Raw genomic sequence first — 21,408 nt, 5'->3', positions numbered from 1 at the left:
TCAGCGATCCTGTTTCTTGAGCAGCGCAACCGTCAGCATCAGAATCAACGGCACGGCGGCCAACAGCGGCCAGAACTCGTTACGCAGGTCGTCGAACCCCAGGGATTTACCGAACACGCCGCGGCTGATATTGAGCATGTGCGTCGCCGGATACAGCTCACCGACGAATCGGGCTGCGCCTTCCAGCGAGGACACCGGGTTGAGCAGCCCGGCGAACTGGATCGCAGGGATCATGGTGCCGATCATGGTAAAAAACATCGCCGCGATCTGGCTGCTGGTCAGGGTCGATGCCAGCAGGCCGATGCCGGTGGCGATGACGTTATAAATCAACGCAGCCAGCAGCAAGGTCATGAAACTGCCTTTGACCGGTACATCGAACAGCGTCACCGCCATCAAGGTCATCAGCAAAAAGTTGATCATTGCCAATGCCACGTACGGCAGCTGTTTACCCAACAGGAACTCGGTCCGCGTCACCGGCGTGACGTATAGATTGATGATCGAGCCCAACTCCTTTTCCCGCACCACCGACAGCGCGGTGAGCATGGCGGGCAGCATGAGCAGCAGCAAGGGGATGATCGCCGGAACCATGGCAGGCAAGCTCTTTACATCCGGGTTGTAGCGAAAGCGGGTCTGGATGCTGAATGAACTGTCGGTGCTGGCAGCCCCCAGGCGATGCAACGCCTGATCCTGCAACCAGGTCTGGTGCATGCCCTGGACGTAGCCGAGTATGGTTTCGGCCCTGGACGGCATGGCGCCGTCGATCCACGCCGCTATCTGCACCGGCGCGCCCCTTTGCAGGTCGCGAGCAAAACCCGGCGGTATCTCGATGGCCAGGGTGATCTTCGAACTGCGCATGCGCTGGTCCAGATCCTCGTAACCGGCCAATGGCGGCATCTCCTTGAAATACCGCGAGCCGGAAAGGTTAAGCGCGTAGTTGCGGCTCAGCTCTGTCTGGTCGTGGTCCAGCACCGCGTAACTGAGGTTTTCCACGTCCATGCTAAGACCAAAACCCATCACCAGCATCAACACCAGTGACCCGATCAGCGCCAGCGTGGCGCGCACGGGGTCACGTTGCAGCTCCAGGGCTTCGCGCCACAGGTAACTGAACATGCGATTGAAGCTGAACCTGGGTTCGCCCGCTGAACCGGAAGGCTTGAGCTCGATTGCGGGTGAAGGCGTCTCGCTCGGCGCTTCGTCGGGCTTGCCGGCAGCCTCTTGCAGGTAAGCGATGAAGGCCTGTTCCAGCGAACTTGCGCCCCGCTGCTCAACGATATGTGCAGGGGTGTCGCTGACCAGAACCCTGCCTGCGTGCATAAGCGAAATGCGGTCGCAGCGCTCAGCCTCATTCATGAAGTGGGTGGAGATAAAGATGGTCACGCGATCACGTCGCGACAGCTCGATCAGCAAGTTCCAGAAGCCATCGCGGGCGATGGGATCGACGCCAGAGGTCGGTTCATCGAGGATCAGCAGCTCGGGCCGGTGTACCGTCGCCACCGCCAGGGACAGACGCTGACGAATCCCCAGCGGCAGGCTTTCCGGGAGACTCTCCAGCACATCGGCAAGATTGAAGCGCTCGGCAAGTTCGTTGATCCGCGGGCTGATCTGTTGTTCCGGCATCTGAAACAGCTGCGCATGCAACACCAGGTTTTGCCTAACGGTCAGCTCGCTGTAAAGGGAAAACGCCTGGGACATGTAACCCACCCTGCGCCGGGTCCCGATGTCGTCGGGGTCGACTTCGCGCCCAAACAGGCTGGCGGTGCCCTCACTGGCCGGCAAAAGGCCGGTCAGCAGCTTCATGGTGGTGGATTTGCCGCAGCCGTTGGAACCAAGAAAGCCGAAGATTTCCCCACGACGAATGCGGAAACTGACGTGATCCACTGCCACGAAATCACCGAAGCGGATGGTCAGGTCCCGGGCTTCGATGGCGATCTGCGGTTCAGCGACATCCTCCAGCGGGTCGATATGCACCGGTTGGTGACCACGGCGCTTTTCCTCCGGCAGCAAGGCGATGAAGGCTGCCTCCAGATCGTGGGACCCGGTGCTGGTCAGCAGCTGCGCAGGCGACCCTGTGGCCAGGACCTTGCCAGCGTCCATCGCCACCAGCCAGTCGAAACGCTGCGCTTCATCCATGTAGGCGGTGGCAACGATGACACTCATGCCCGCCCGTTGCTGCCTTATGCTGCCGATCAGGTCCCAAAACTGAGCCCGCGCCAGAGGGTCCACGCCAGTGGTGGGCTCGTCCAGAATCAGCAGGTCAGGGTCGTGAATCAATGCGCAGCACAGGCCCAGTTTCTGTTTCATGCCGCCGGACAATTTGCCGGCGGGCCGGGTCAGAAACGAGAACAGCCCGGTGCTGCGGGTCAGATCATCGATACGACGGCGGCGCTCGGCAGCGTCATGGCCAAACAGGCGGGCGAAGAACTGCAGGTTTTCTTCGACCGACAGGGTCGGGTAGAGATTCTTGCCCAAGCCCTGTGGCATGTAGGCAATCCGCGGGCAGACCCGATTGCGGTGGCTGACCTGACGCATATCGCCGCCCAGCACGCTCACCTGCCCTTGCTGTATCGCTCTGGCGCCGGCCAGCAGCGACAACAGGCTGGATTTGCCCACACCGTCCGGGCCGATCAGCCCGACCATCCTGCCCGCGGGGATCTCCAGCGTGACGCCGGCCAGTGCCTCGGTTTTTCCATAGGCCAGCACCACGTCCGTGACGCTGGCAACGCCAGGCAACGATTGGCTTCGGGCTTGGTCGGTCATTTGGAGACTTTCACCGCCAGCTCAGCCGGCCACTCCGTTTGCGGGTCAAGCTTGACCCAGGCCACGCCGGGCAGCCCGGTCTTGATCTGTGTGAGGTTGCGCAGCAAAAGGTCGCGGTCTATCTGCGCCTTGACCCGGAACATCAGCTTCTGACGTTCGCTGGCGGTCTCAACGGTCTTTGGCGTGAATTGCGCAACGCTGGCCACGAACGAAACCTGGGCCGGTATCACGTACTGCGGTGCCGCATCGAGAATGATACGGATATCGCTGCCCAGCGCGACGCGTCCGGCCACACTTTCCGGGAGAAAAAACGTCAGGTACACATCGGAAAGATCCACCAGATTGAGCACCTTGCCGCCCGCCGCCAGCACTTCGCCAGGCTGGGCAACTCGGTATTGGACGCGGCCGGCGCGTGGCGCGACCAACTGACTGTCATTGATGTCGGCCTCCACGCGAGCAATCGTGGCCAGGCTTGCGGTCACTGCCGATTGCGCACCGACGACCTGGGCCTGTGTCGCTTCAATATACGCCTGGGCAGCCGCGACCTGAGCTTGAGCGGCCTTGAGCGTCGCTTCCGCGCTGCGTACGTTGGCGCGATCGTCATCATATTGCTGGGTCGACAGGGCACCTTCGCGGGAGAGCATTTCGGAGCGCCTCAATCGGCGCTTCATCGCATCGAGCTCACTTTCCCGTTGAGCGACCAGCGCTTCGGCGGCCAGTTTGTCACTGCGACGCACCATCACCTGCGCTTTGACGCCCAACTCTGTGTTGATGGCCTGCTGGTGCTGCGCCGCGGCTTCATCGCGCTGGGCCGTCAGCGTCTGGATTTGCATGTTCGCCAGCTTCTGCCCGCGCTCGACGAAGTCGCCCTCCTGAACCAGGATGTCATCTATCCGCCCGGCAAGTTTGGTCGAGACATCCACCTCGGTGGCTTCGATACGCCCATTCCCGCTGACGAACCCATCGCCGAATCCGGCGGGATTCAAGGCTTTCCAGATAAACCAGCCTGCAACCAACGCAATGACGACAGCCAAAGGCACAAACAGCTTACTACCGGTTACTTTCATGAAAATGACCTTGGTCAGTGGGCTTTACGATCAGCTCAGGCGTCCGCCAATCACGGTCAATGCCACCGGGCTGTGGAGCATGACAACACGTCCGGGGCCTATCGAGACACCGATGTGCAGTGACGAATCCGGGTCGCAGTGGCTGGCTTTTCCTGAAACGACAGCGCCTGAACCTTACCGGCGGGCCGCCCGAAAGTGAGACGCCCACGAGGGCGAATGCTAGGATTAGCCCAACATGAACATTAATTCATCGAGCGTTGATTAAAGCGTCGCTTAGCCAACCATGTCAACCAATCGTCTGGACCAGGTCAATCCCACCCATGCCCAATGAGCCCACCAAACGCCGCGGCAGGCCGCCAAAAGCCGAAGAGGTCAAACCCGACGTCATCCTCCAGGCAGCCCTGAAGTGCTTCGCTATGCACGGGTTCGAAGGCGCCAGCCTGCGCCGTATCGCTACCGCGTCAAATGTCGATGTGGCGTTGATCGCGCATCGCCATGGCGCAAAGCTGGAGCTTTGGAAGGCGGTGGTCGATGACATCGCCAGCAAGTTTGTGCTGAAACTCAGTCGATCTCGCAGTCCCGCCGAGTTAGCTGGCGCATCGTCTATGGACCGACTTCAACTGGCGATCGACCAGATGATCGATTTCTCGGCCCAATCGCCGGAAATGGCCATGTTCGTGATAAAGGAAATCGCTCAGCGCGATGAGCGATTCCAGTATGTTTACGAGCGTCTGATCAGGCCCGCGCAGCAAGTCCTGTTGCCTACGGTCGAGTGCGCCATCGCCGAGGGTTATCTTAAAGACGTTGATCCCGAGTTGTTTTTCTACAATGTCTCGGGTGCGGTGGCGCTGACCGTATCGATGCGCTCGCTGCTCGGGGAGTTCGACGGTGATGCACTCAGCTCTGAGCACTTCCTGCGCGGCATGAAGGCGCTGTGGCGATCACTGCTTGCGCAGTGAACCGGGAACACAGGCCGCCAAGGCAACCCATCCACCCCTCACGGCGCGGTCGCGCAGACAGCCTCTGCGACCCCGTGCATTCCCTCCAGCGCTCGCAGGTAAGCGGTCAACGCCCGGGGTAGCTCCTCGATCAGGATCCGCCTGGACACTGCGCTGTTTTCCTGCGCGATCTGAAAGGCGCCAATGGGCAGCCCAATCAATGCCAGCACATACGTCTGGCGTGCCTCATCGCTGGCTACAGGCAACCGCAGTTGCAGCACTCTTGCGTAAATGCCTTCGATGCGCAGGCGCAGATCGGGGTTGCTCAAACGATCCGCACCATCGAGCGGATAAATCAGTGACACCAGGTCCCGATGCTGCTCGGTGTATTGCAGCACTGGAAGAATGAGCCGGGCAATCACGCCTTCTGCGCTCTGCGCGACCCAGACACTGTCCTCAATGTCCATCAACTCGTTCGCAATGAGCGCGAGCGACTGGATGTGGCGCTCGCCCAATGCTTCCAGAACCCGCTGTTTGTCCGAGAAGAAATGGTAAAGCGAGCCGATCGAGGTGCCGGCTTCTCGGGCAATGCCGTGCATCGTCACCTGAGCGGCGCCTTCGAGCACGATCAGGCGCGCGCACGCGTCCAATATCGCTGACACCCGTTCACGGCCACGGGCTTGCTGAGGGGAACGTGATGAAGAGGGTTTCTTGTCTGTCATGAGAAGGGATCAGGATTCGGCCGCACATTATGACCGATTGGGTATTCCCGTAAATGAACTAATACTCGACTCACCCGTCTAGTATCGCGCAAACTGAACGGCACTTTCGCCTTAACGGTTTATCGAGATGACTGCGATTGGCTGAGTACCTTGCACCGACGCCCAACTGGGAAGCGCATGAACGGCCTTCGATGCCCGGCTCTCCTTCTACCCCCGATCACACACCGCGCGTGCGGCTGGCTTACGCCCTCGTTGCGGTATTGCTGGGCATCACCGGCGGGCTGGGCAACGCGCTGATCAGCGCTAACCTCGCCAATATCCAGGGGCACCTGGGTTTGACACCTTCCGAGGCCGCCTGGCTGCCAGCCGCTTACTTGATGGTCAACATCTCAACGGCGCTGCTGCTGGTTAAGTTCCGCCAGCAATATGGTCTGCGCCGCTTCGCCGAAATTGGCCTGCTCTCGTATGTCGTGCTCACGGTTGCCCATGTATTCATCGATGGCTTCACGATGGCAATATTTGTCCGGGCCGCCAGCGGATTTGCCGGGGCAACCGTCAGCACGTTGGCGGTGATGTACATGCTGCAGGCTTTTAAAAAGGCTGAGATGGGCAGAGCGCTGGTCTTGGGCATCGGCATCTCTCAGTTGGCCACTCCACTGGCGTGGTTGATTTCCCCCGCGTTGCTAGACATGGGCGAGTGGCATCGCCTGTATGTCTTCGAGGCGGGCTTGGCGCTGTGCTGCCTGGCCGCCGTCGTGTCGCTCAAACTGCCGCCCGGTGTGCAGATCAAGGCCTTCGAGCCGCTGGATTTTCTGACCTTCTTTCTGCTCGCCCCGGCGCTGGGCCTGTTTGCCGCGGTGCTGACCCAGGGACGCGTGCAGTGGTGGAACACGCAAACCTGGATTGGCTACGCGCTGATCGCCGCCATTGTCTTGCTGACCGTGGCCGTTATGATCGAGCACCGACGCAAGAATCCGTTGCTGCAAACCCGCTGGCTGGCGTCGCTGGACACGATACGCTTCGCCATGGGTGCGCTGATGTTGCGCTTTATCCTGTCCGAACAAACCTATGGCGCGGTTGGCTTGTTGCAGAACCTGGGCATGGCGGCGGACCAATTGCAGCCCTTGTATGCAGTGATGCTCGCCGGGCTGGTGGCGGGGATACTCGTCAGTGCCCTTACGTTTAGCGAAAAAGCTGCCATACCGCAGATTCTCGCCTCTATCGTGCTGGTCGCAGTCGGCAGTTTCATGGACGCCGATGCCACCAACCTGACACGTCCACACACCATGTTTCTCAGTCAATTCCTGTTGTCGGTGGCGGCCGGGATGTTCATGGGGCCACTGTTGCTGATCGGCGTCATGAGTGCGCTGAAGAACGGGCCCCATTACATGGTCAGTTTCGCTGTGTTGTTCTCGCTCACGCAAAGCATCGGGGGGTTGGCAGGGCCAGCAGCCTTAGGCTCGTTTCAGGTGCTTCGGGAAAAGTTTCACTCCAGCCAGATCAACGGGCACATCGACCCCACCAACTCGGTCATCGCGCAGCGCCTGCAGATTCAGGGACAGATTTATGCCGCCACTCAGACCGATCCTGCTCTGCGCAACGCCCAAGGCATTGCCCAGCTAAGCCAGGCCGCCACCCGGGAAGCCAACGTACTGGCATTCAATGACGTCTTCCGCGTATTGGGCGTGCTGACCGTCAGTTTCCTGTATTGGTCCTTGGTGCACACCGTTCGCGCTGCGCGCAAAGCGACACCGCCGCCCCCCGCCACTCCCTCCTCTGCAGTTGTGTGACTTTAATGAGCCAGACCGATCCAGAAAAAAACATCAACACCCCAGCCTCTCCCAGCGTTGCAGCCGATGCAGGTGGCGCCGCGGCAGGTCCGCCGAAAATCATCAAATCCAGCCGTGCGACGCTCTGGCTGATGGCAGGCGTGGCGGCCGTCGGCATCGTGCTGGTCTTGTATGCCTGGCAGTTCTGGCCGTTCAACAGCGCGGTCATGACCACGGAAAACGCCTATGTCCGGGGACAGATCACCGTCATGGCGCCGCAGGTCAATGGTTACGTCGCCCAGGTTCTTGTGCGGGACTTCGAGGTGGTCAAGCAGGGGCAGGTGCTGATACAGATCGACGATCGCATTTATCAGCAGCGGGTCGAGCAAGCGGCCGCCGATCTTGATGCGCGCAAAGCGGACCTGGATAACTCGCTGCAAACCCAGGCCTCGGATCAGGCGACGCTGGCCTCAAGGCAAGCTGAGCTGTTTTCAGTCGAGGCCGAGTCCGATCGTGCAAAAGCCGACGAAGCGCGGGTCAACGAACTCGCCTCCAGAGGTTCGGTGTCTATCCGCGAACGTGACCAGATCCGGGCGACCGCTCGCAGTGCTGGCGCCAATGTAAAGAAAGCCCGAGCGGCAATCGACATCGCCAGGGAAACGGTGAAATCCACCCAGGTTTCGCGAGGCGTGTTGCAGGCTGCCGTCAGAAGCGCGCAAGCGGCCCTGCACCTGGCGCAGATCGATCTGGAAAACACCCGTATCCGCGCCCCGCGTGACGGTGTACTCAGTGAAGTATCGGTGCGGCTGGGGCAATACGTCAGCGCGGGTTCGCAGTTGCTGTATCTGGTGCCCGAGCAGCTTTGGGTGGTGGCCAATTACAAGGAAACCCAGGTTAACGGCATGCTGGCGGGACAAACCGTCACCCTGGACGTGGACGCGCTGGATGGCGCCCGCCTGACCGGGCGCGTGGAGCGATTCGCGCCAGCCACCGGTTCCGAATTCAGCGTTCTGCGGCCCGACAACGCCACCGGCAACTTCACCAAGGTCGCACAGCGCATCCCCGTCAGGATCGCACTCGATGCCAATCAACCGATGGCCCGACGGCTCAGGCCCGGCATGTCGGTCGTCGCCCATGTCGATACAGCCAGTGCGGGCGACGAAGGCAGCGCGCCATGAGCTCGTCAACTTGCTGCCCATGGCAACCTCTGATGCTCGCAACACTGGTGGCGTTGGCGGGTTGCGCGCCTACCAAGGCGCCGATACCTACGCAGGCCAAGGTCTTCGCCCCTTCGCAATGGCGAGGCCAGGCGCAGGCGCAGGCGCCGATCTCTGCACAGTGGTGGCGAGCATTCAACGACCCGGCCCTCAGCCAGCTGGTCGATGAGGCGCTGCTGCACAACACCGACGTCCTGACATCAGTGGCCCTGGTCGAAGAGGCGCGCCAGCAAATCGGCCTGACCCATTCTGCGCTATTGCCCACCCTTGATGGGTCGTTGGGCGCGCAGACGACGCGCAATTTGGGCGTGACCGGCATTACTCACTCCCGATCGATACAACCGGAAATCCAGGTGGCCTATGAGCTGGACCTTTGGGGCCGCCTGCGCAACCTGGACAAGGCGGCTCGGTTGCAATACCAGGCCACCCGGACAGACCTGGACAACGTTCATTTGTCCGTCGCCAGTACCGTGGCGCGCGCTTACATTACCCTGCTGTCGCTGGACACCCAGCTAAAGGTCACGCGCGATACGGCTGCGTCGCGACGTGATGCACTGATGGTCGCCCAGGACCGGTCCAACGAAGGCTATACCTCACAGCTGGAGCTGACCCAGGCGCAGTCGGAGTACGAATCGGCCCAGCAGATGATTCCGCAACTTGAGCAATCGATACGCCAGCAGGAAAACGCCATCCGCTTGCTGACAGGCACACTGCCCGGCTACGTATCCCGAGGCCGCCTGTTTCAGAACATCGCGCCTCCAACAGTGCCAGGGATGCTGCCGTCAGAGCTGTTGCGACGCCGCCCGGACATTCAACAAGCGGAGCTGATGGTGGCAGCGTCGGATCTTAGCCTGGAGGCACGTCGCGATGAGTACCTGCCGCAAGTGCAACTGTCGGCAGGCTTCGGGCGCCTCTATGTCAACGCGCTGGACTTCGACCCGGTCAAGGTGTGGGATCTGGGCGTCAGCGTGCTGGCGCCGATTTACAGTGGCGGACGCCTTGAAGCGCAGGTTGGCGTAGCAACGGCGCAGCGTGACCAGGCCGCTTACAACTATCGCGCCGTCGCGCTCAAGGCATTCGGCGAGGTCGAAAATTCGCTGTCGGCAGTCAAGCGTTTTGAAGAGCAGATCGAACGGATACGCACGCGGATAAACACGCTGAGCCGTTCATTGGACATCGCCCAGGACCGTTATCAGGGCGGTTACTCTTCCTATCTGGAAGTGCTCGACGCCCAGCGCAATCTGTTCAACACCGAGTTGGCCGCCATTCAGGTCAGGGAAAGTCAGCTCAACAACGTCATTTCGCTGTACCAGGCCCTGGGTGGAGGCTGGCCGGGGGTAGAGCCGGGCCAGCCCATGGTCATGGCGACAGGGGAAAAGTGACGCCCATGACAGGCTGACGCGGCTTCAGCCAACCCCACATCCGCCAACCGAGAGCGGATGCCATGGGCACATATCCCGGTGGCGCTCTGCGCGCTTACTCTCCCCCCTCGGGTATCGACTCAACCCGGCGCACGCCTTGCCTGCGCCGGTACGCCCAAGCAAAGACGCCAATTCGTCCGACGCCCACCTCCGTAGCAATCAGAAACATATAGCGATCGCAAACAAATATCGTTTGATAATGGTTTGCGTTTACTAAATTGTAAGAAAATTGTTACGATCGCCGTCCCCCGGCACAGGCCCCGCGATAGACCCCTTGCCGTTGGGGTAACCGTCTGGTCATCGCTGTCGCGCGTCCCGCTTAGGAATTGCATGATGTTTCGTCCGTTTTCGCCTTCGTTGATCGGCCTCATGGCAATCGGTCTGCCGGTTGTAGTGCTGGCTGCACCTGTTCAACTGAATCTGCCTGCGCAAGCGCTGGCCACCTCCTTGATGCAACTGGGTCAGGCCAGCGGGATGCAGGTCGCTTTCGACGCGTCACAGGTGGCTGGCAAGCAGGCGCCGGCCGTCAAGGGATATCTGGAACCGGTCCAGGCGCTTGAGCGGTTGCTTGCGGGCAGCGGCTTGAGCACCCAGCTGCAGGGCAATGGCGCGCGGGTGTTTCAGGCTGGCGGCAGCATTGGCGACGGCGCCATGACGCTTGGCGAGATCAACATCGATTCGCAAAGCAGTGGCATCGCGGGGCTCGCCACCACGGAGGGCAGCGCGTCCTACACCACCGGCTCGATGAGCACCGCCACCAAGCTGCCGCTGTCGATCCGCCAAACGCCACAATCGGTGAGCGTCATCACCCGTCAGCGCATCGATGATCAGGGCATGAACGATCTCAACGATGTAGTCAAATACGCGCCCGGCATCACGCTGCGCAAGTTCGGTTCGGACCGCCAGCAGTTTCTCGCACGCGGCTTTCCCATCGACAACCTGATGTATGACGGGCTGCCGACCATTGTCAGCAGCTTCACGCTGGATACCATTTCCGGCGCAGACCTGGCGCTTTACGATCGGGTAGAAGTAGTGCGCGGCGCAACGGGCTTGATGACCGGCGCAGGCAGTCCTTCGGCGACACTGAACCTGGTGCGCAAGCGCCCGACGGCCACGCCACAGGTCAGTGTGACCACCAGCGCTGGCAGTTGGGACCGTTACCGCACCGAAGTCGATGCGTCCAACAAGCTCAACGAATCCGGCACCCTGCGTGGCCGGGTAGTGGCGGCCTACGAACAAGGCAACAGCTTCGTCGATGAACGCGACAAGCAACGCCAGACATTTTACGGCGTGTTCGAAGCCGACCTGAGCGACGCCACCACCTGGACCGTCGGCGCCTCGAAGCAGCGCGATGACGCGACCTCCGACTGGGGCAGCCTGCCCGCCGGGCCGAACGGCGAAAACCTGCACCTGCCCCGCTCCACCTTCCTCAGCAACGACTGGGCGTACTGGGATCGGGACAACGTCAGCGTCTTCACCGACCTGACCCACCACTTCGACAACGGCTGGAGCGGCAAGCTGGCCGCGGCGCGAATCTGGGCCGAGTCGGACATGTTCTCCAGCTACCTGACGGCGGCAGGTACCGGGTATGGCCAGGCCTCCGGCCAATACGACACCACCGACGTGCAGACCAACCTGGACGGTTCGCTTTCCGGCCCGTTCCAGCTGTTTGGCCGGGAGCATGACTTGATGCTCGGCGTGAGCCGCCGCGAAGAGAAGTTCGACCAGACCGGCGGCTTTTACGGCTCCACGCCCGTCAACATCTACCGCTTTGACCCGCACATCATTCCCAAGCCGGACCTCACCACCCGCACCGGCTACATGAATAAGAACACCGCCACCGAAGACGGGATATACGCAGCGGCACGCTTTAACCCCATCGATCCGCTGCACATCATCGTCGGCGGCCGGATCAGTTGGTACGACTACAAGAACCGTTCGGCCAGCACCGGCGATTACAAAGTCACGCAAGAAGTGACGCCGTACGCTGGCGTCATTTTTGACCTGAACGACACCTACTCGGTCTACGCCAGCTATACGGAGATTTTCAAACCGCAAAACCAGCAGGATATCGGCGGCGCGATTCTTGATCCAATGACGGGCGAGAGCTACGAGGTGGGTGTCAAGGGCGAGTACTTCGACGGCGGCCTGAACGCCTCGCTGGCGGTGTTTGACATGACCCAGGAAAACCGCGCCTACGCGATTCCCAATCCGCCCGCCACCTGCCAGCAGCAAAACCGCACCTGTTACGAGGCTGCCGGTGAGGTGCGCAGCCGCGGTATCGATGCCGAACTGACAGGCGCCCTGACGCCGGACTGGCAGTTTTCCGCGGCCTATACCTTGCTGCTCAGTCAATACGTCAAGGACCGCACCTTCGAGAAGGGCAACCTGTTCGCCCCCAACCAGCCCAAGCACCTGTTCAAGGCCGCAACTACGTACCACCTGCCGGGCAGCTTGAACAAAATGCGCGTGGGTGCCGACGTCATGGCCCAGAGCGAGACCTACAATCGGGTGGGCAAAGGTCACTCGCTACAAGATTCATACGCGGTCGTCGGGCTGATGGCCGGATACCGCTTCGACGAGCATTGGGATGCGCGAGTCAACCTGAACAACCTGCTTGACGAGAAGTACTGGCAGGGCATTCCGACGGCTACCGGCAGCGGTGTATACGGCGATCCGCGCAACGTGATGTTCTCGCTGAAGTGGTCGCTGTAACCAGCGATCGCCGACCCCTTCAACGAGAGGCAAAGAACGTCAGTGGCTTGCCGCCGGCAACGCAAAGGCTTCGACATAGTCGCCCGACTGGGTCTGCAGCCCGCCATGGCCGCCGGCCGCGATCACCACATACTGGCGGCCATCCTTGCCCATGTACGTCATGGGCGTCGCCTGCCCGCCTGCCGGCAGCCGGGCACGCCAGATTTCGCTGCCGTCCTGGGCATCGAAGGCACGCAGGTAGTTATCAGCTGTGGCGCCCATGAAAATCAGCCCTGAACGGGTGGTGATGTTGCCGCCAATGTTGAAGATCCCCGTGGAAAACGGCAGGTTAGCGTGCAGGCCCAGCGGCCCCATGTCACGCGTGGTGCCCACGTCATGTTTCCAGACCAGCGAGCGAGTACCCAGGTCGACAGCCGCCAACTGGCCCCACGGCGGCGCTTTGCAGGGCGCACCGAGAATGCCCAGCCACGGATCGACCTTGACCACGTAGGGCGTACCGTACTGCGGATTGATCGCAAACTCTTTGGGCCGTGGTGGTTGCCCGGTTCCGTCCCAGGGTTCGACCAGCCCTTTGGCCTCGGCATCGGCACGTTTGAATGTCTGCGCAATGAACGGGATGTAGCTCAGGTTGGCGTATAAACGCCGCCTTTGCGGATCGACCGATGCGCCGTGCCAGTCGATGACGCCATCGAACGCCGGGTAGACCAGGGTTTTCTGGCTCAGGGAAAACGGCGTGAACGCGCCCTTGTAATCCAGCTGGCGAAACTCGATCCGGCACAGCATCTGGTCGATCGGCGTCACGCCCCAGGTGTCCTTTTCTTCGATCTGCGGCGGCGCGAACGACGGCATGCCCACCGAATAAGGCTGCGTCGCTGAAGGATGATCGTCCTCCAGCCCGCCTTGCGGTGCCGGCTTTTCTTGCACCTGGGCGATCGGCTTGCCGGTCTCCCGGTTGAGCAGGAACAGCTCGCCACGCTTGGTGGTTTGTACCAGGGCAGGCACCGGCGCGCCATTGCTGTCTTGCAGGTCTACCAAGGTCGGGCCAATAGGCACGTCCATGTCCCATAAGTCATGGTGCAGGGTCTGGAAGGTCCAGCGCAGTTCGCCGGTTTCGATGCTAAGCGCTACCACAGAGCTTGAGTATTGTTCATCGAATGGCCGACGATGAGCGCCGTAGTAATCCGGCACCGCATTGCCGGTTGGCAGGTAGACCAACCCGCGCTCGACATCGGCGGTGTACACGCCCCATGCGTTAGGCGTACCCGCAGTGAAAGTCTCGTCCGGGCCGGGGTGCGCCACCGGGTCGCCCGGGCGACCGACATCCCAGGCCCAGACGATTTTGCCGGTCACAGGATCGAATGCGCGCACGGCGCCGGAAGGTTCGTTGGTTTTCTGCCCGTCGTAGATCCAGCCGCCCAGAATGACCCGGTTGCCAGCCACCAGCGGAGGTGAGGTCACGAAGTGAAACCCCTTGGGCACATTACCCAGATATTGGCGCAGCGAGACAAACCCCTGATCGCCGAAATCCGCGCAAGGCTTGCCCGTGCTCGCATCGAGCGCCACCAGACGCGCGTCAGCCACCGGGGCAATGATGCGCTGGCTGCACTCCCCTCCTGCGCCCTGATCGCTTGGCATCTGATAGAACGCCACACCGCGACAGGCCAGGTACGCGTTATTGGACGTTTCAGGCTTGGGGTCGAAGCGCCAGCGCTCCTGGCCGGAGACCGCATCCAGCGCAATCACCTGGCTGTGGGGCGTGCAGATATAGAGCGTCTCGCCGATTTTGATTGGGGTGACTTCAAAGTTAAATTCGTAGCCATTCTTGTTTTCGCCGGAGCGCGCCACGTCACCTGTACGGTACTCCCAAGCGGGCTGCAACCCAGAGACGTTCTGCCGATCGATCTGGCTCAGCGGCGACCAACGCTCGCCACGGGCGGTGCGACCGTAATAGTTCCAGTCGTTGTCGCTGACCGATTGATCGGTCGAGGCCCCCAGCATTGCTGCCTCTGCCTGCGGCTTGGGGTAGGCATGGGCAAAGAACAGGCCGCCTACCAATGCAAAGCCCACCAGCGGCATGACGACATTGCCCACCGAGGAAATGTGCGCACCCTCCCCCAACCTGCGCCGCACCCGCGGCATCAGCAGATACAGGCCCAGCAGCGTCGGCAGCATAAGGCGTGGCTCCAGCGCCCAGACGTTCAGCCCACCTTCGCTGATTGCCCATATCAACGTGCCCAGCCATAGCGCGCCATACAGCCACAATGACCAGCGTTGCCCTTTGATCAGGCCCAGCCCGACCAGCACCAGCCCGGCGCCGGCGATCGCGTAGTACGCACTGCCATGAAGAATGGCCAGCCTGATTCCTCCGCCCAGCAAGATCAACCCGGCCAAGGCCACTAACACGCCGGAAGCCACCGGTGTGGCTCGATTGAATACTTTCATGTCTCCCCCAACGCCCAAAGGCGTAAACCCGCTGTCGGTAGCATCTTCTGAAACGCAATCCTGTGGACTCTTCGCGTCACGATACAGTTCGGCGTTTCAATCAATGCTTGCTTTCTGCCGATATTTGCTCAGGCGTGGGGGCGGTCGATTTTCTCAGTGAGCAAGTCGGGTCGAGAATACGGCCCTGCTGCAGGGGCCAGCCCTGCAGCCGCCGCCGGCATTCGCTCACTGCAGGCCTTGAAGACGCTGGCTGACGGCACATGCCTGCCCAGTACACCCATCCCGAGGGGCGCGAGTCGCCCGCCGTGACTGCCGTCGCCCTAATTATTATTTCGGTTCTTCTGCGTGTGCCCAGCGGTAATCCAGACGCGGCGCACGGATTTTGACCCGGCGCTTGATCTTGATCAGTATCGGCTCATGCACTGGCTCGGGATCGCGCAGGAACGCGGTCATCACCGCACTCAACGCATACAGGCCACAGAACGCCCAGACCACCCCTTCCAACCCGAAACGGTCATGGAAGATCGCCACCACGGCCGGCCCGACCCAGGTCGATGCGCCAGCGCCCAGGCTTAGCACCGACAGCGCGGCCGCCTTGTTTTGCGGTGCCAAGGCCGGCGCCAGCGCCGAGAGCGGCACGAAGCACGCCAGCGTAAGGCCGTAAAACGCGCCAAACACCGAGGCGATCAGGAAGTTGTCCGGGTACATCTGCGGCATGAAAAAGAACAGCGGCGTGCTGATCATACTGCCCACGGCGCCCAGCCAGAGAATGGTATTGCGGTAACCGATCCGGGTGCTGATCACGCTGGACGTGAGGTTGCCAATGATGTTGAACACGAAGACGATCGTCAGTAGACGCAGCCACTGTTCCAGGGTGAACCCCACGGTGTGCATAAAGAATCCAGGCATGACGACCAGAAAGCCGAACATGGACGAGGTGTTGATCACCCGCACCAGGCCTGCCAGCGACACCTTCGGACGCGACCACATGATGGTGATGTTCTTGGCCATCGACACCATCGGTTTTTCGCCCTCGGGTGCCAGGCGACGCATGCCCGCTGCATCACGCATGCCGAGCAGACCGACAGCGCCGCCGACCAACACCAGCGCAAAGGACAGCCAGAACGTTTGCAGCGCGCCAATGAGGGGAATGCTCACGCTTGCCACCAACGAGCCCAGGGTGGGCAAGCCTGCCGCGTAAGCGACCCAGAACCAGCCGACGGCCATGCCCATCTTGCGGGGCGGCGTGGCGGCGGCAATCCATACCAGGAAACCGTAGGCGAAAAGTGGATAACCGAATCCGCGTAGACCGTAGGTCAGCAGAATCATCGGGTAGCTGAGTTTTTGCAGACCGTAGACGAGAAACAGCACCTCGAACACGCTCCAGATGATCAGCCCCAGCAACATCACCCGTTTGGGGCCCCAAAGGTTGGAGAGCGCACCGGCCAGCCAGGACGATATCCCGACAGTGACACCGTACAGGGTGAACACCATGGCGATTTCATCGCCGGGCATGCCACGTTGGCTGAGGAAGGGGGAAAGGTATCCAAGCTCGACGCCGTCGCCGATCATAAAGATCAGCAAGCCAACGAAGCCCCAGAACAGCGGGTAAGGGATGCCGATTTTGTCGCACAGACGGGCGAGTGAAGTGTTCGGAGTGGATTGATCGCTCAATGGTCCGGTCCTTTTTTGCAGCACGGCGCTTGGGCGCGCCGAATGAATGGCCTCTATGAGGTTCAAGGGCAGGTAGATCGCGCGAACAGTCGCCTTGGAGGCGGTAGCGGCGAGCACGGTCAGGGTGTAGCAGGTTGATTCATGGGATGGCTGCCATCTGCGCGTCATCCATGTTTGCCTGGATTTACGCGTTGAAAGCCTTTTCTTTTATGCCAGCTGAAACGCTTCAGCACAACCCCGGCGAGACGCTGCCCTGCGACAACGTGCCCGGTTGTCATGGCCTTGACGCACGCATCGCGGGGCTGACAGCGGTCGCAAACCGGTAAGAAAAAATCACTTGTTCGCCCTCACCGCACACGGACTCAGGTTCAAACCGGGCTGCAATCCATGGGGAAAGGACCAGCCGCCCGGGTCTATTGGCAATTGCTGTACACCTGCATCACACCGCATGCGCTGACGATTTCACAGCGAAACGATAAAACTAGCTAAGCGAGTTAGCTATTTGTTACTGTGCGCGCTCAGCACCCAGCCACTGGATCATGCGCAGAAACCTTGATGAAGACGCCCTCCTCTGCACCCTTTTCAGCCGAAGACCCCCGCCGGCTACAGATCGCCAGCGATGCCGTCGGTCAACAGTTGCAACAGATATCCATCCTGACGCGCAAGGCTGCTGGCGTCTTGTGCACAGTGCTGGGCATCAACCAGACCGACATGGCGGCATTGGAACACCTGATCACCGACGGCCCTTTGCCACCCACCGAGCTGGCAGCACGCCTGTCCATCACCACCGCTGGCATCACCCAGGTGGTCGACCGCCTGGAACGCGCCGGGCATGTGATTCGCGAGCGCCAGATGAACGACAAACGTCGGGTGCTGGTCTGCCCAGTGCAGGCTTCCGTGGCTCGGGCCTATCGGCATATGGCGCCGATGCTGGAGGCCCTGGGCGCCGTGCTGAATGCGCTCGATGGCGAAGACCGCGCGGTGGTGCAGCGGTTTCTCGGTCAGGTGATCGACGTGTATCGCGCCACTTTGCCGTGCGACACCAACCCTACCCTCGCAAACCAGGACGTGTGATGAAAGCGCAAAACATTCTTGTCACCGGCGCCAGCATCGCAGGCCCGGCGATAGCCTATTGGTTGTCCCGGTCAGGCAGCACTGTCACGGTGGTGGAAAAAGCACCGGCTTTTCGCGACGGTGGGCAGACCATCGACGTTCGCGGCGCCGGGCGTACCGTCATCCAGCGCATGGGGCTGGAAGACCGCGTGCGGGCAAACACCACCGATGAACGGGGCATCGCCTTCGTTGATCGGAGCAACCGGACCAAGGCGTTCATCGGGGTGCAGGCCTTCGACGGCGAAGGACCGATTGCCGAACTGGAGATCCTGCGCGGTGAACTCGCCAAGCTGCTGATCCAACACAGCCAAGAGCGAGTGACCTACCGCTTCGGGGACAGCATTGAAGCCATCGTGGACGATGGTCAGCAGGTTCATGTGCGATTCGAATGCGGTGATACGCAGGATTACGATCTGGTGATCGTGGCCGAGGGGATCGGTTCGTCAACCCGCAACAAGGTCTTTGGCAACGAAGTCCAGCGCCGCTCCCTGGATCTCTACACCGCTTACTTCACCCTCCCGCGGCAGCCCAGCGACGGGGACTGCATGCGCTGGTACAACATCCCAGGCGGGCGCTGTGTCTGCTTGCGCCCGGACAACCTGGGCAGCACCCGCGCGCTGCTGTCTTTTCAACAGCCCCCCAGCGGCTACGAAAAACTGGCGCAGGACCAACAGAAAGCACTGCTTAAGCGCATCTTTGCCGATGCTGGCTGGGAAACCGCCCGCGTCCTCGCCGCGCTGGATCACACCACCGACCTCTACCTGGAAGCAGTCGGACAGGTCAAGCTGCCGCGCTGGTCGAAGGGGCGTATCGCGTTGGTGGGCGACGCCGCCTATTGCGCCTCTCCCATCAGTGGCATGGGTACCAGCCTGGGGCTGAGCGGAGCCTACGTGCTGGCCGGAGAACTGCTCCGTCACGACGACCATGCCCGCGCCTTCGCTGCTTATGAACAACTGATGCGACCTTACGTGACTCAGGCACAGAAAGTACCCAAATTCGCACCTAGACTGGCGTCGCCGCACTCGCGCTTCGGTATCGGGCTCGGCCATGCCGTGCTAAGGCTGGCCACCGCGCCGGGGTTCAAGCGCTTGCTCGGCACGTTCCTTTCCCCCAACGCTGACGCCATCACCCTGCCTGATTATGAGGCGCTGCAGCAGACACGGGCCGGATGATTGCCTCGCGTCATCAATGCGCGCCTGAGGCAGCGCGAAGGCCCGGCTCAGGGTGCGTTCGCTTATCTGCGCACCTTCACACGACATTCAGCACGATTTTGCCGATGTGCTCGCCCTCCTCCATTCGTTGATGCGCGCTGCTCGCTTCGGCTAGCGGGAACACCCGGTCAATAATGGGCAGGCATTGCCCCTGGGCGAGCAACGGCCAGACATTGGCTTTCACCGCCCGGGCGATTTCGGCCTTCTCGGCTGCGCTGCGCGAACGCATCATCGAGCCTGTCACCGAGGCCTGTTTGTCTATCAGCGCCGGCAAGCTGAAGTCCTTGACCGAGCTGCCGCCGAGAAAACCGATGATCACCAATCGACCACGGCGTGCGAGGGAGGCCACGTTGCCCTGGAAATAGCTGCCGCCCATGATGTCGAGAATCACATCGACGCCCTTGTCCTCGGTTCGCTGGGCAATGACCTGGGAAAAATCAGCGTCGCGATAGTTGATCGCTTGCGCACCCAGCGCACGAATCTGCGCGCATTTTTGCTCGCTGCCCGCGGTCGCGAAAGCGTTGATCCCCAGCGCCTTGCACAGCATCAAGGCCGTGGTGCCGATACCACTGGTGCCACCGTGGATCAGCACGGTTTCGCCCTTGCTGGCCCGGCCCAGCTCGAACAGATTGGCCCAGACGGTAAAGAAGGTTTCCGGTATCGCAGCTGCCTGCAGCATGTCCACGCCGGCAGGAACCGGCAACGCTTGGGACGCCGGTACCACGCAATACTCGGCATACCCTCCGCCATTGGTCAGCGCACAGACCTTCTCGCCGAGCTGAAAGCCAGTGACCGCTGAACCGAGTGCGACGATCTCACCGGCCACCTCCAGGCCCGGCACCGGACTCATCCCGGGCTTCATCGGATATTTACCCGTGCGCTGGATCACGTCAGGACGGTTGATGCCCGCCGCGTGAACCTTGATCAGCAACTGATGGTCATCAGGCCTTGGCACATCGGTCTCGGCCAGCTTTAACACGTGGGGGCCGCCGGGTTCGGTGATCTGGATGTAGTTCATGTGGTCGGGCAAATTCATGTCGCACCTCTTCAAAAATGGCAGTACAGGCTGTGACAGCAGCCTGCCCCAGGCATTCAGCACCGTGCCTTGAACGTGTTGCTTTCCCGCACGCTCTGATGGCAAGCGCAGCGATGCCGACACCACCCAGGCCAATCATGCGCAAGCAATGACCGACGGTCGGGAAGCGCACGGGATGTGCCTGATTTCACGACACATCCACTGGACCGGCCGCGACTTGAGCCGATATCACGCTCAAGCGTATGCATAAAACGCGCTTACCCGAATCAGCCACGCGGATCTTCAGGCCATGACCAGATCATTGAAATTCAGCCACAAAATCCTTTTGGCAGCTTCCCTCGTCGTCATCGCAGCCTTCACCCTGTTCACGCTTTACAACGACTACTTGCAGCGGCACGCAACGGCAAGCCAGCTCAAGCAAGGGCTGGGCGAGACCAGTGAAGGCACTGCGGGCAACATCCAGAGCTGGTTGTCAGGAAGGATTCTACTGGTCGAGAGCATCGCCGAGACGCTCGCAACCGCGCCCGATTAAGAGGCGCGCGCCCAGGCGCTGAAACAAAAGACCCTGCTGGGCACCTTCATGAGCGTCTACCTGGGCCAGGGTGACGGCGCATTCACCATGCAGCCACCGGAAGACATGCCTGCCGGCTACGACCCACGCACGCGGCCCTGGTACAAGGATGCCGTGACGGCCGGCAAGACCACCCTGACCGAGCCGTATCTGGATGCCGTGACCAAGGGGCTGATCGTCACCATCGCCACACCCGCCAAGGACATCACCGGCCAGCAGGGTGTGGTCGGTGGCGACCTGAGCCTGGACACGCTGGTGAAAATGATCAGCTCGCTACGCGTACAGGGCAACGGCTACGCCTTTTTGGTCGATGACAGCGGGCGGATTCTGGTGCACCCGGACACGTCCCTGGTGATGAAAACCCTGGCACAGGTGTACCCCACCGACACACCCAGACTGTCGACCGAAATCAGTGAAAGCACGCTGGCCGGCAAGACCCAGATCCTGACCTTTGCTCGGGTCAACGGCCTGCCCTCGGTCAACTGGTACGTCGGCGTTGCCGTGGACAAGACCCAGGCGTACGCCCTGCTGAGCGACTTCCGTACCTCGGCGGTCGTGGCGACAGTGATCGCCGTGGTGTCGATCATCATCCTGATGGGCATGTTGCTGAGCGTACTGCTGCGCCCCCTGAACCTGATGGGCAAAGCCATGCACGACATTGCCGCAGGCGAAGGGGACCTGACCAAGCGCCTGACGATCCAAAGCCAGGATGAATTCGGCTACCTGGGTAATGGCTTCAATCTGTTCGTCGAGCG

The 21,408-nt window shown here is 61.2% G+C and carries 14 protein-coding genes and 1 pseudogene; 9 read left to right on the top strand and 6 right to left on the bottom strand.

The window, feature by feature from the left end:
- On the bottom strand, positions 1-2,757 hold the full coding sequence (gene rbbA, locus B3I26_RS18105; RefSeq protein WP_296259601.1) for a ribosome-associated ATPase/putative transporter RbbA: 2,757 nt from the start codon (positions 2,755-2,757) through the stop codon (positions 1-3).
- Positions 2,754-3,824 (bottom strand): HlyD family secretion protein, encoded by a 1,071-nt coding sequence (locus B3I26_RS18100; protein ID WP_296259599.1) that lies wholly within the window; start codon positions 3,822-3,824, stop codon positions 2,754-2,756. Before B3I26_RS18100 ends, rbbA begins: the two co-directional genes overlap by 4 nt.
- A gap of 320 nt (positions 3,825-4,144) precedes the next feature.
- Here B3I26_RS18100 and B3I26_RS18095 point away from each other — a divergent pair, with 320 nt between their 5' ends.
- The gene (locus B3I26_RS18095) at positions 4,145-4,783 is read left to right on the top strand and encodes a TetR/AcrR family transcriptional regulator (RefSeq protein ID WP_296259597.1); all 639 of its coding nucleotides are present in this window, start codon (positions 4,145-4,147) and stop codon (positions 4,781-4,783) included.
- A 38-nt stretch (positions 4,784-4,821) separates the two neighbouring features.
- Here B3I26_RS18095 and B3I26_RS18090 read toward each other — a convergent pair whose 3' ends face one another.
- On the bottom strand, positions 4,822-5,484 hold the full coding sequence (locus B3I26_RS18090; RefSeq protein ID WP_296259596.1) for a TetR/AcrR family transcriptional regulator: 663 nt from the start codon (positions 5,482-5,484) through the stop codon (positions 4,822-4,824).
- A gap of 191 nt (positions 5,485-5,675) precedes the next feature.
- Between B3I26_RS18090 and B3I26_RS18085 the strand changes: the two genes are divergently transcribed.
- The 4 genes from B3I26_RS18085 to B3I26_RS18070 all read left to right on the top strand — a co-directional run bounded on the left by B3I26_RS18085 (position 5,676) and on the right by B3I26_RS18070 (position 12,606).
- Positions 5,676-7,274, top strand: coding sequence for an MFS transporter (locus B3I26_RS18085; RefSeq protein ID WP_296259594.1), 1,599 nt, complete (start codon positions 5,676-5,678; stop codon positions 7,272-7,274).
- 5 nt (positions 7,275-7,279) lie between these two features.
- The gene (locus B3I26_RS18080; RefSeq protein ID WP_296259593.1) at positions 7,280-8,431 is read left to right on the top strand and encodes an HlyD family secretion protein; all 1,152 of its coding nucleotides are present in this window, start codon (positions 7,280-7,282) and stop codon (positions 8,429-8,431) included.
- Positions 8,428-9,852: an efflux transporter outer membrane subunit gene (locus B3I26_RS18075; RefSeq protein WP_296259592.1), complete on the top strand. Its 1,425-nt coding sequence runs from the start codon at positions 8,428-8,430 to the stop codon at positions 9,850-9,852. The genes B3I26_RS18080 and B3I26_RS18075 overlap by 4 nt, the downstream gene beginning before the upstream one ends.
- Positions 9,853-10,224: 372 nt before the next feature.
- Positions 10,225-12,606, top strand: coding sequence for a TonB-dependent siderophore receptor (locus B3I26_RS18070; RefSeq protein ID WP_296259591.1), 2,382 nt, complete (start codon positions 10,225-10,227; stop codon positions 12,604-12,606).
- A gap of 39 nt (positions 12,607-12,645) precedes the next feature.
- Here the strand turns inward: B3I26_RS18070 and B3I26_RS18065 are convergent, their stop codons facing one another.
- Both B3I26_RS18065 and B3I26_RS18060 read right to left on the bottom strand, forming a co-directional pair.
- Positions 12,646-15,048, bottom strand: coding sequence for a membrane-bound PQQ-dependent dehydrogenase, glucose/quinate/shikimate family (locus tag B3I26_RS18065; RefSeq protein WP_296259590.1), 2,403 nt, complete (start codon positions 15,046-15,048; stop codon positions 12,646-12,648).
- Between the two features lie 327 nt (positions 15,049-15,375).
- Positions 15,376-16,890, bottom strand: a complete 1,515-nt coding sequence (locus B3I26_RS18060) for an MFS transporter (RefSeq protein ID WP_296259589.1) — start codon at positions 16,888-16,890, stop codon at positions 15,376-15,378.
- A gap of 387 nt (positions 16,891-17,277) precedes the next feature.
- Here B3I26_RS18060 and B3I26_RS18055 point away from each other — a divergent pair, with 387 nt between their 5' ends.
- Positions 17,278-17,796, top strand: a complete 519-nt coding sequence (locus tag B3I26_RS18055; protein WP_296259588.1) for a MarR family winged helix-turn-helix transcriptional regulator — start codon at positions 17,278-17,280, stop codon at positions 17,794-17,796.
- Complete coding sequence (locus B3I26_RS18050) at positions 17,796-19,007, top strand: FAD-dependent monooxygenase (RefSeq protein ID WP_296259586.1); 1,212 nt, start codon at positions 17,796-17,798, stop codon at positions 19,005-19,007. The genes B3I26_RS18055 and B3I26_RS18050 overlap by 1 nt, the downstream gene beginning before the upstream one ends.
- A gap of 76 nt (positions 19,008-19,083) precedes the next feature.
- Here the strand turns inward: B3I26_RS18050 and B3I26_RS18045 are convergent, their stop codons facing one another.
- A complete protein-coding gene (locus tag B3I26_RS18045) occupies positions 19,084-20,082 on the bottom strand; it encodes an NAD(P)H-quinone oxidoreductase (protein WP_296259585.1) in 999 nt (332 codons plus the stop codon).
- 289 nt (positions 20,083-20,371) lie between these two features.
- Here B3I26_RS18045 and B3I26_RS28925 point away from each other — a divergent pair, with 289 nt between their 5' ends.
- Positions 20,372-20,614, top strand: a complete 243-nt coding sequence (locus tag B3I26_RS28925; protein ID WP_409521986.1) for a hypothetical protein — start codon at positions 20,372-20,374, stop codon at positions 20,612-20,614.
- Positions 20,615-20,662: 48 nt separating this feature from the next.
- Positions 20,663-21,406, top strand: a pseudogene (locus B3I26_RS28920) (HAMP domain-containing protein); the annotation flags it as partial.
- Positions 21,407-21,408: the final 2 nt, after the last annotated feature.

Source organism: Pseudomonas sp. UBA5706 (assembly GCF_002419965.1).
GTDB lineage: Bacteria > Pseudomonadota > Gammaproteobacteria > Pseudomonadales > Pseudomonadaceae > Aquipseudomonas.
The sequence above is the reverse complement of the archived record's forward strand: the minus strand, read 5'-3'. Positions and strand labels throughout refer to the sequence as shown.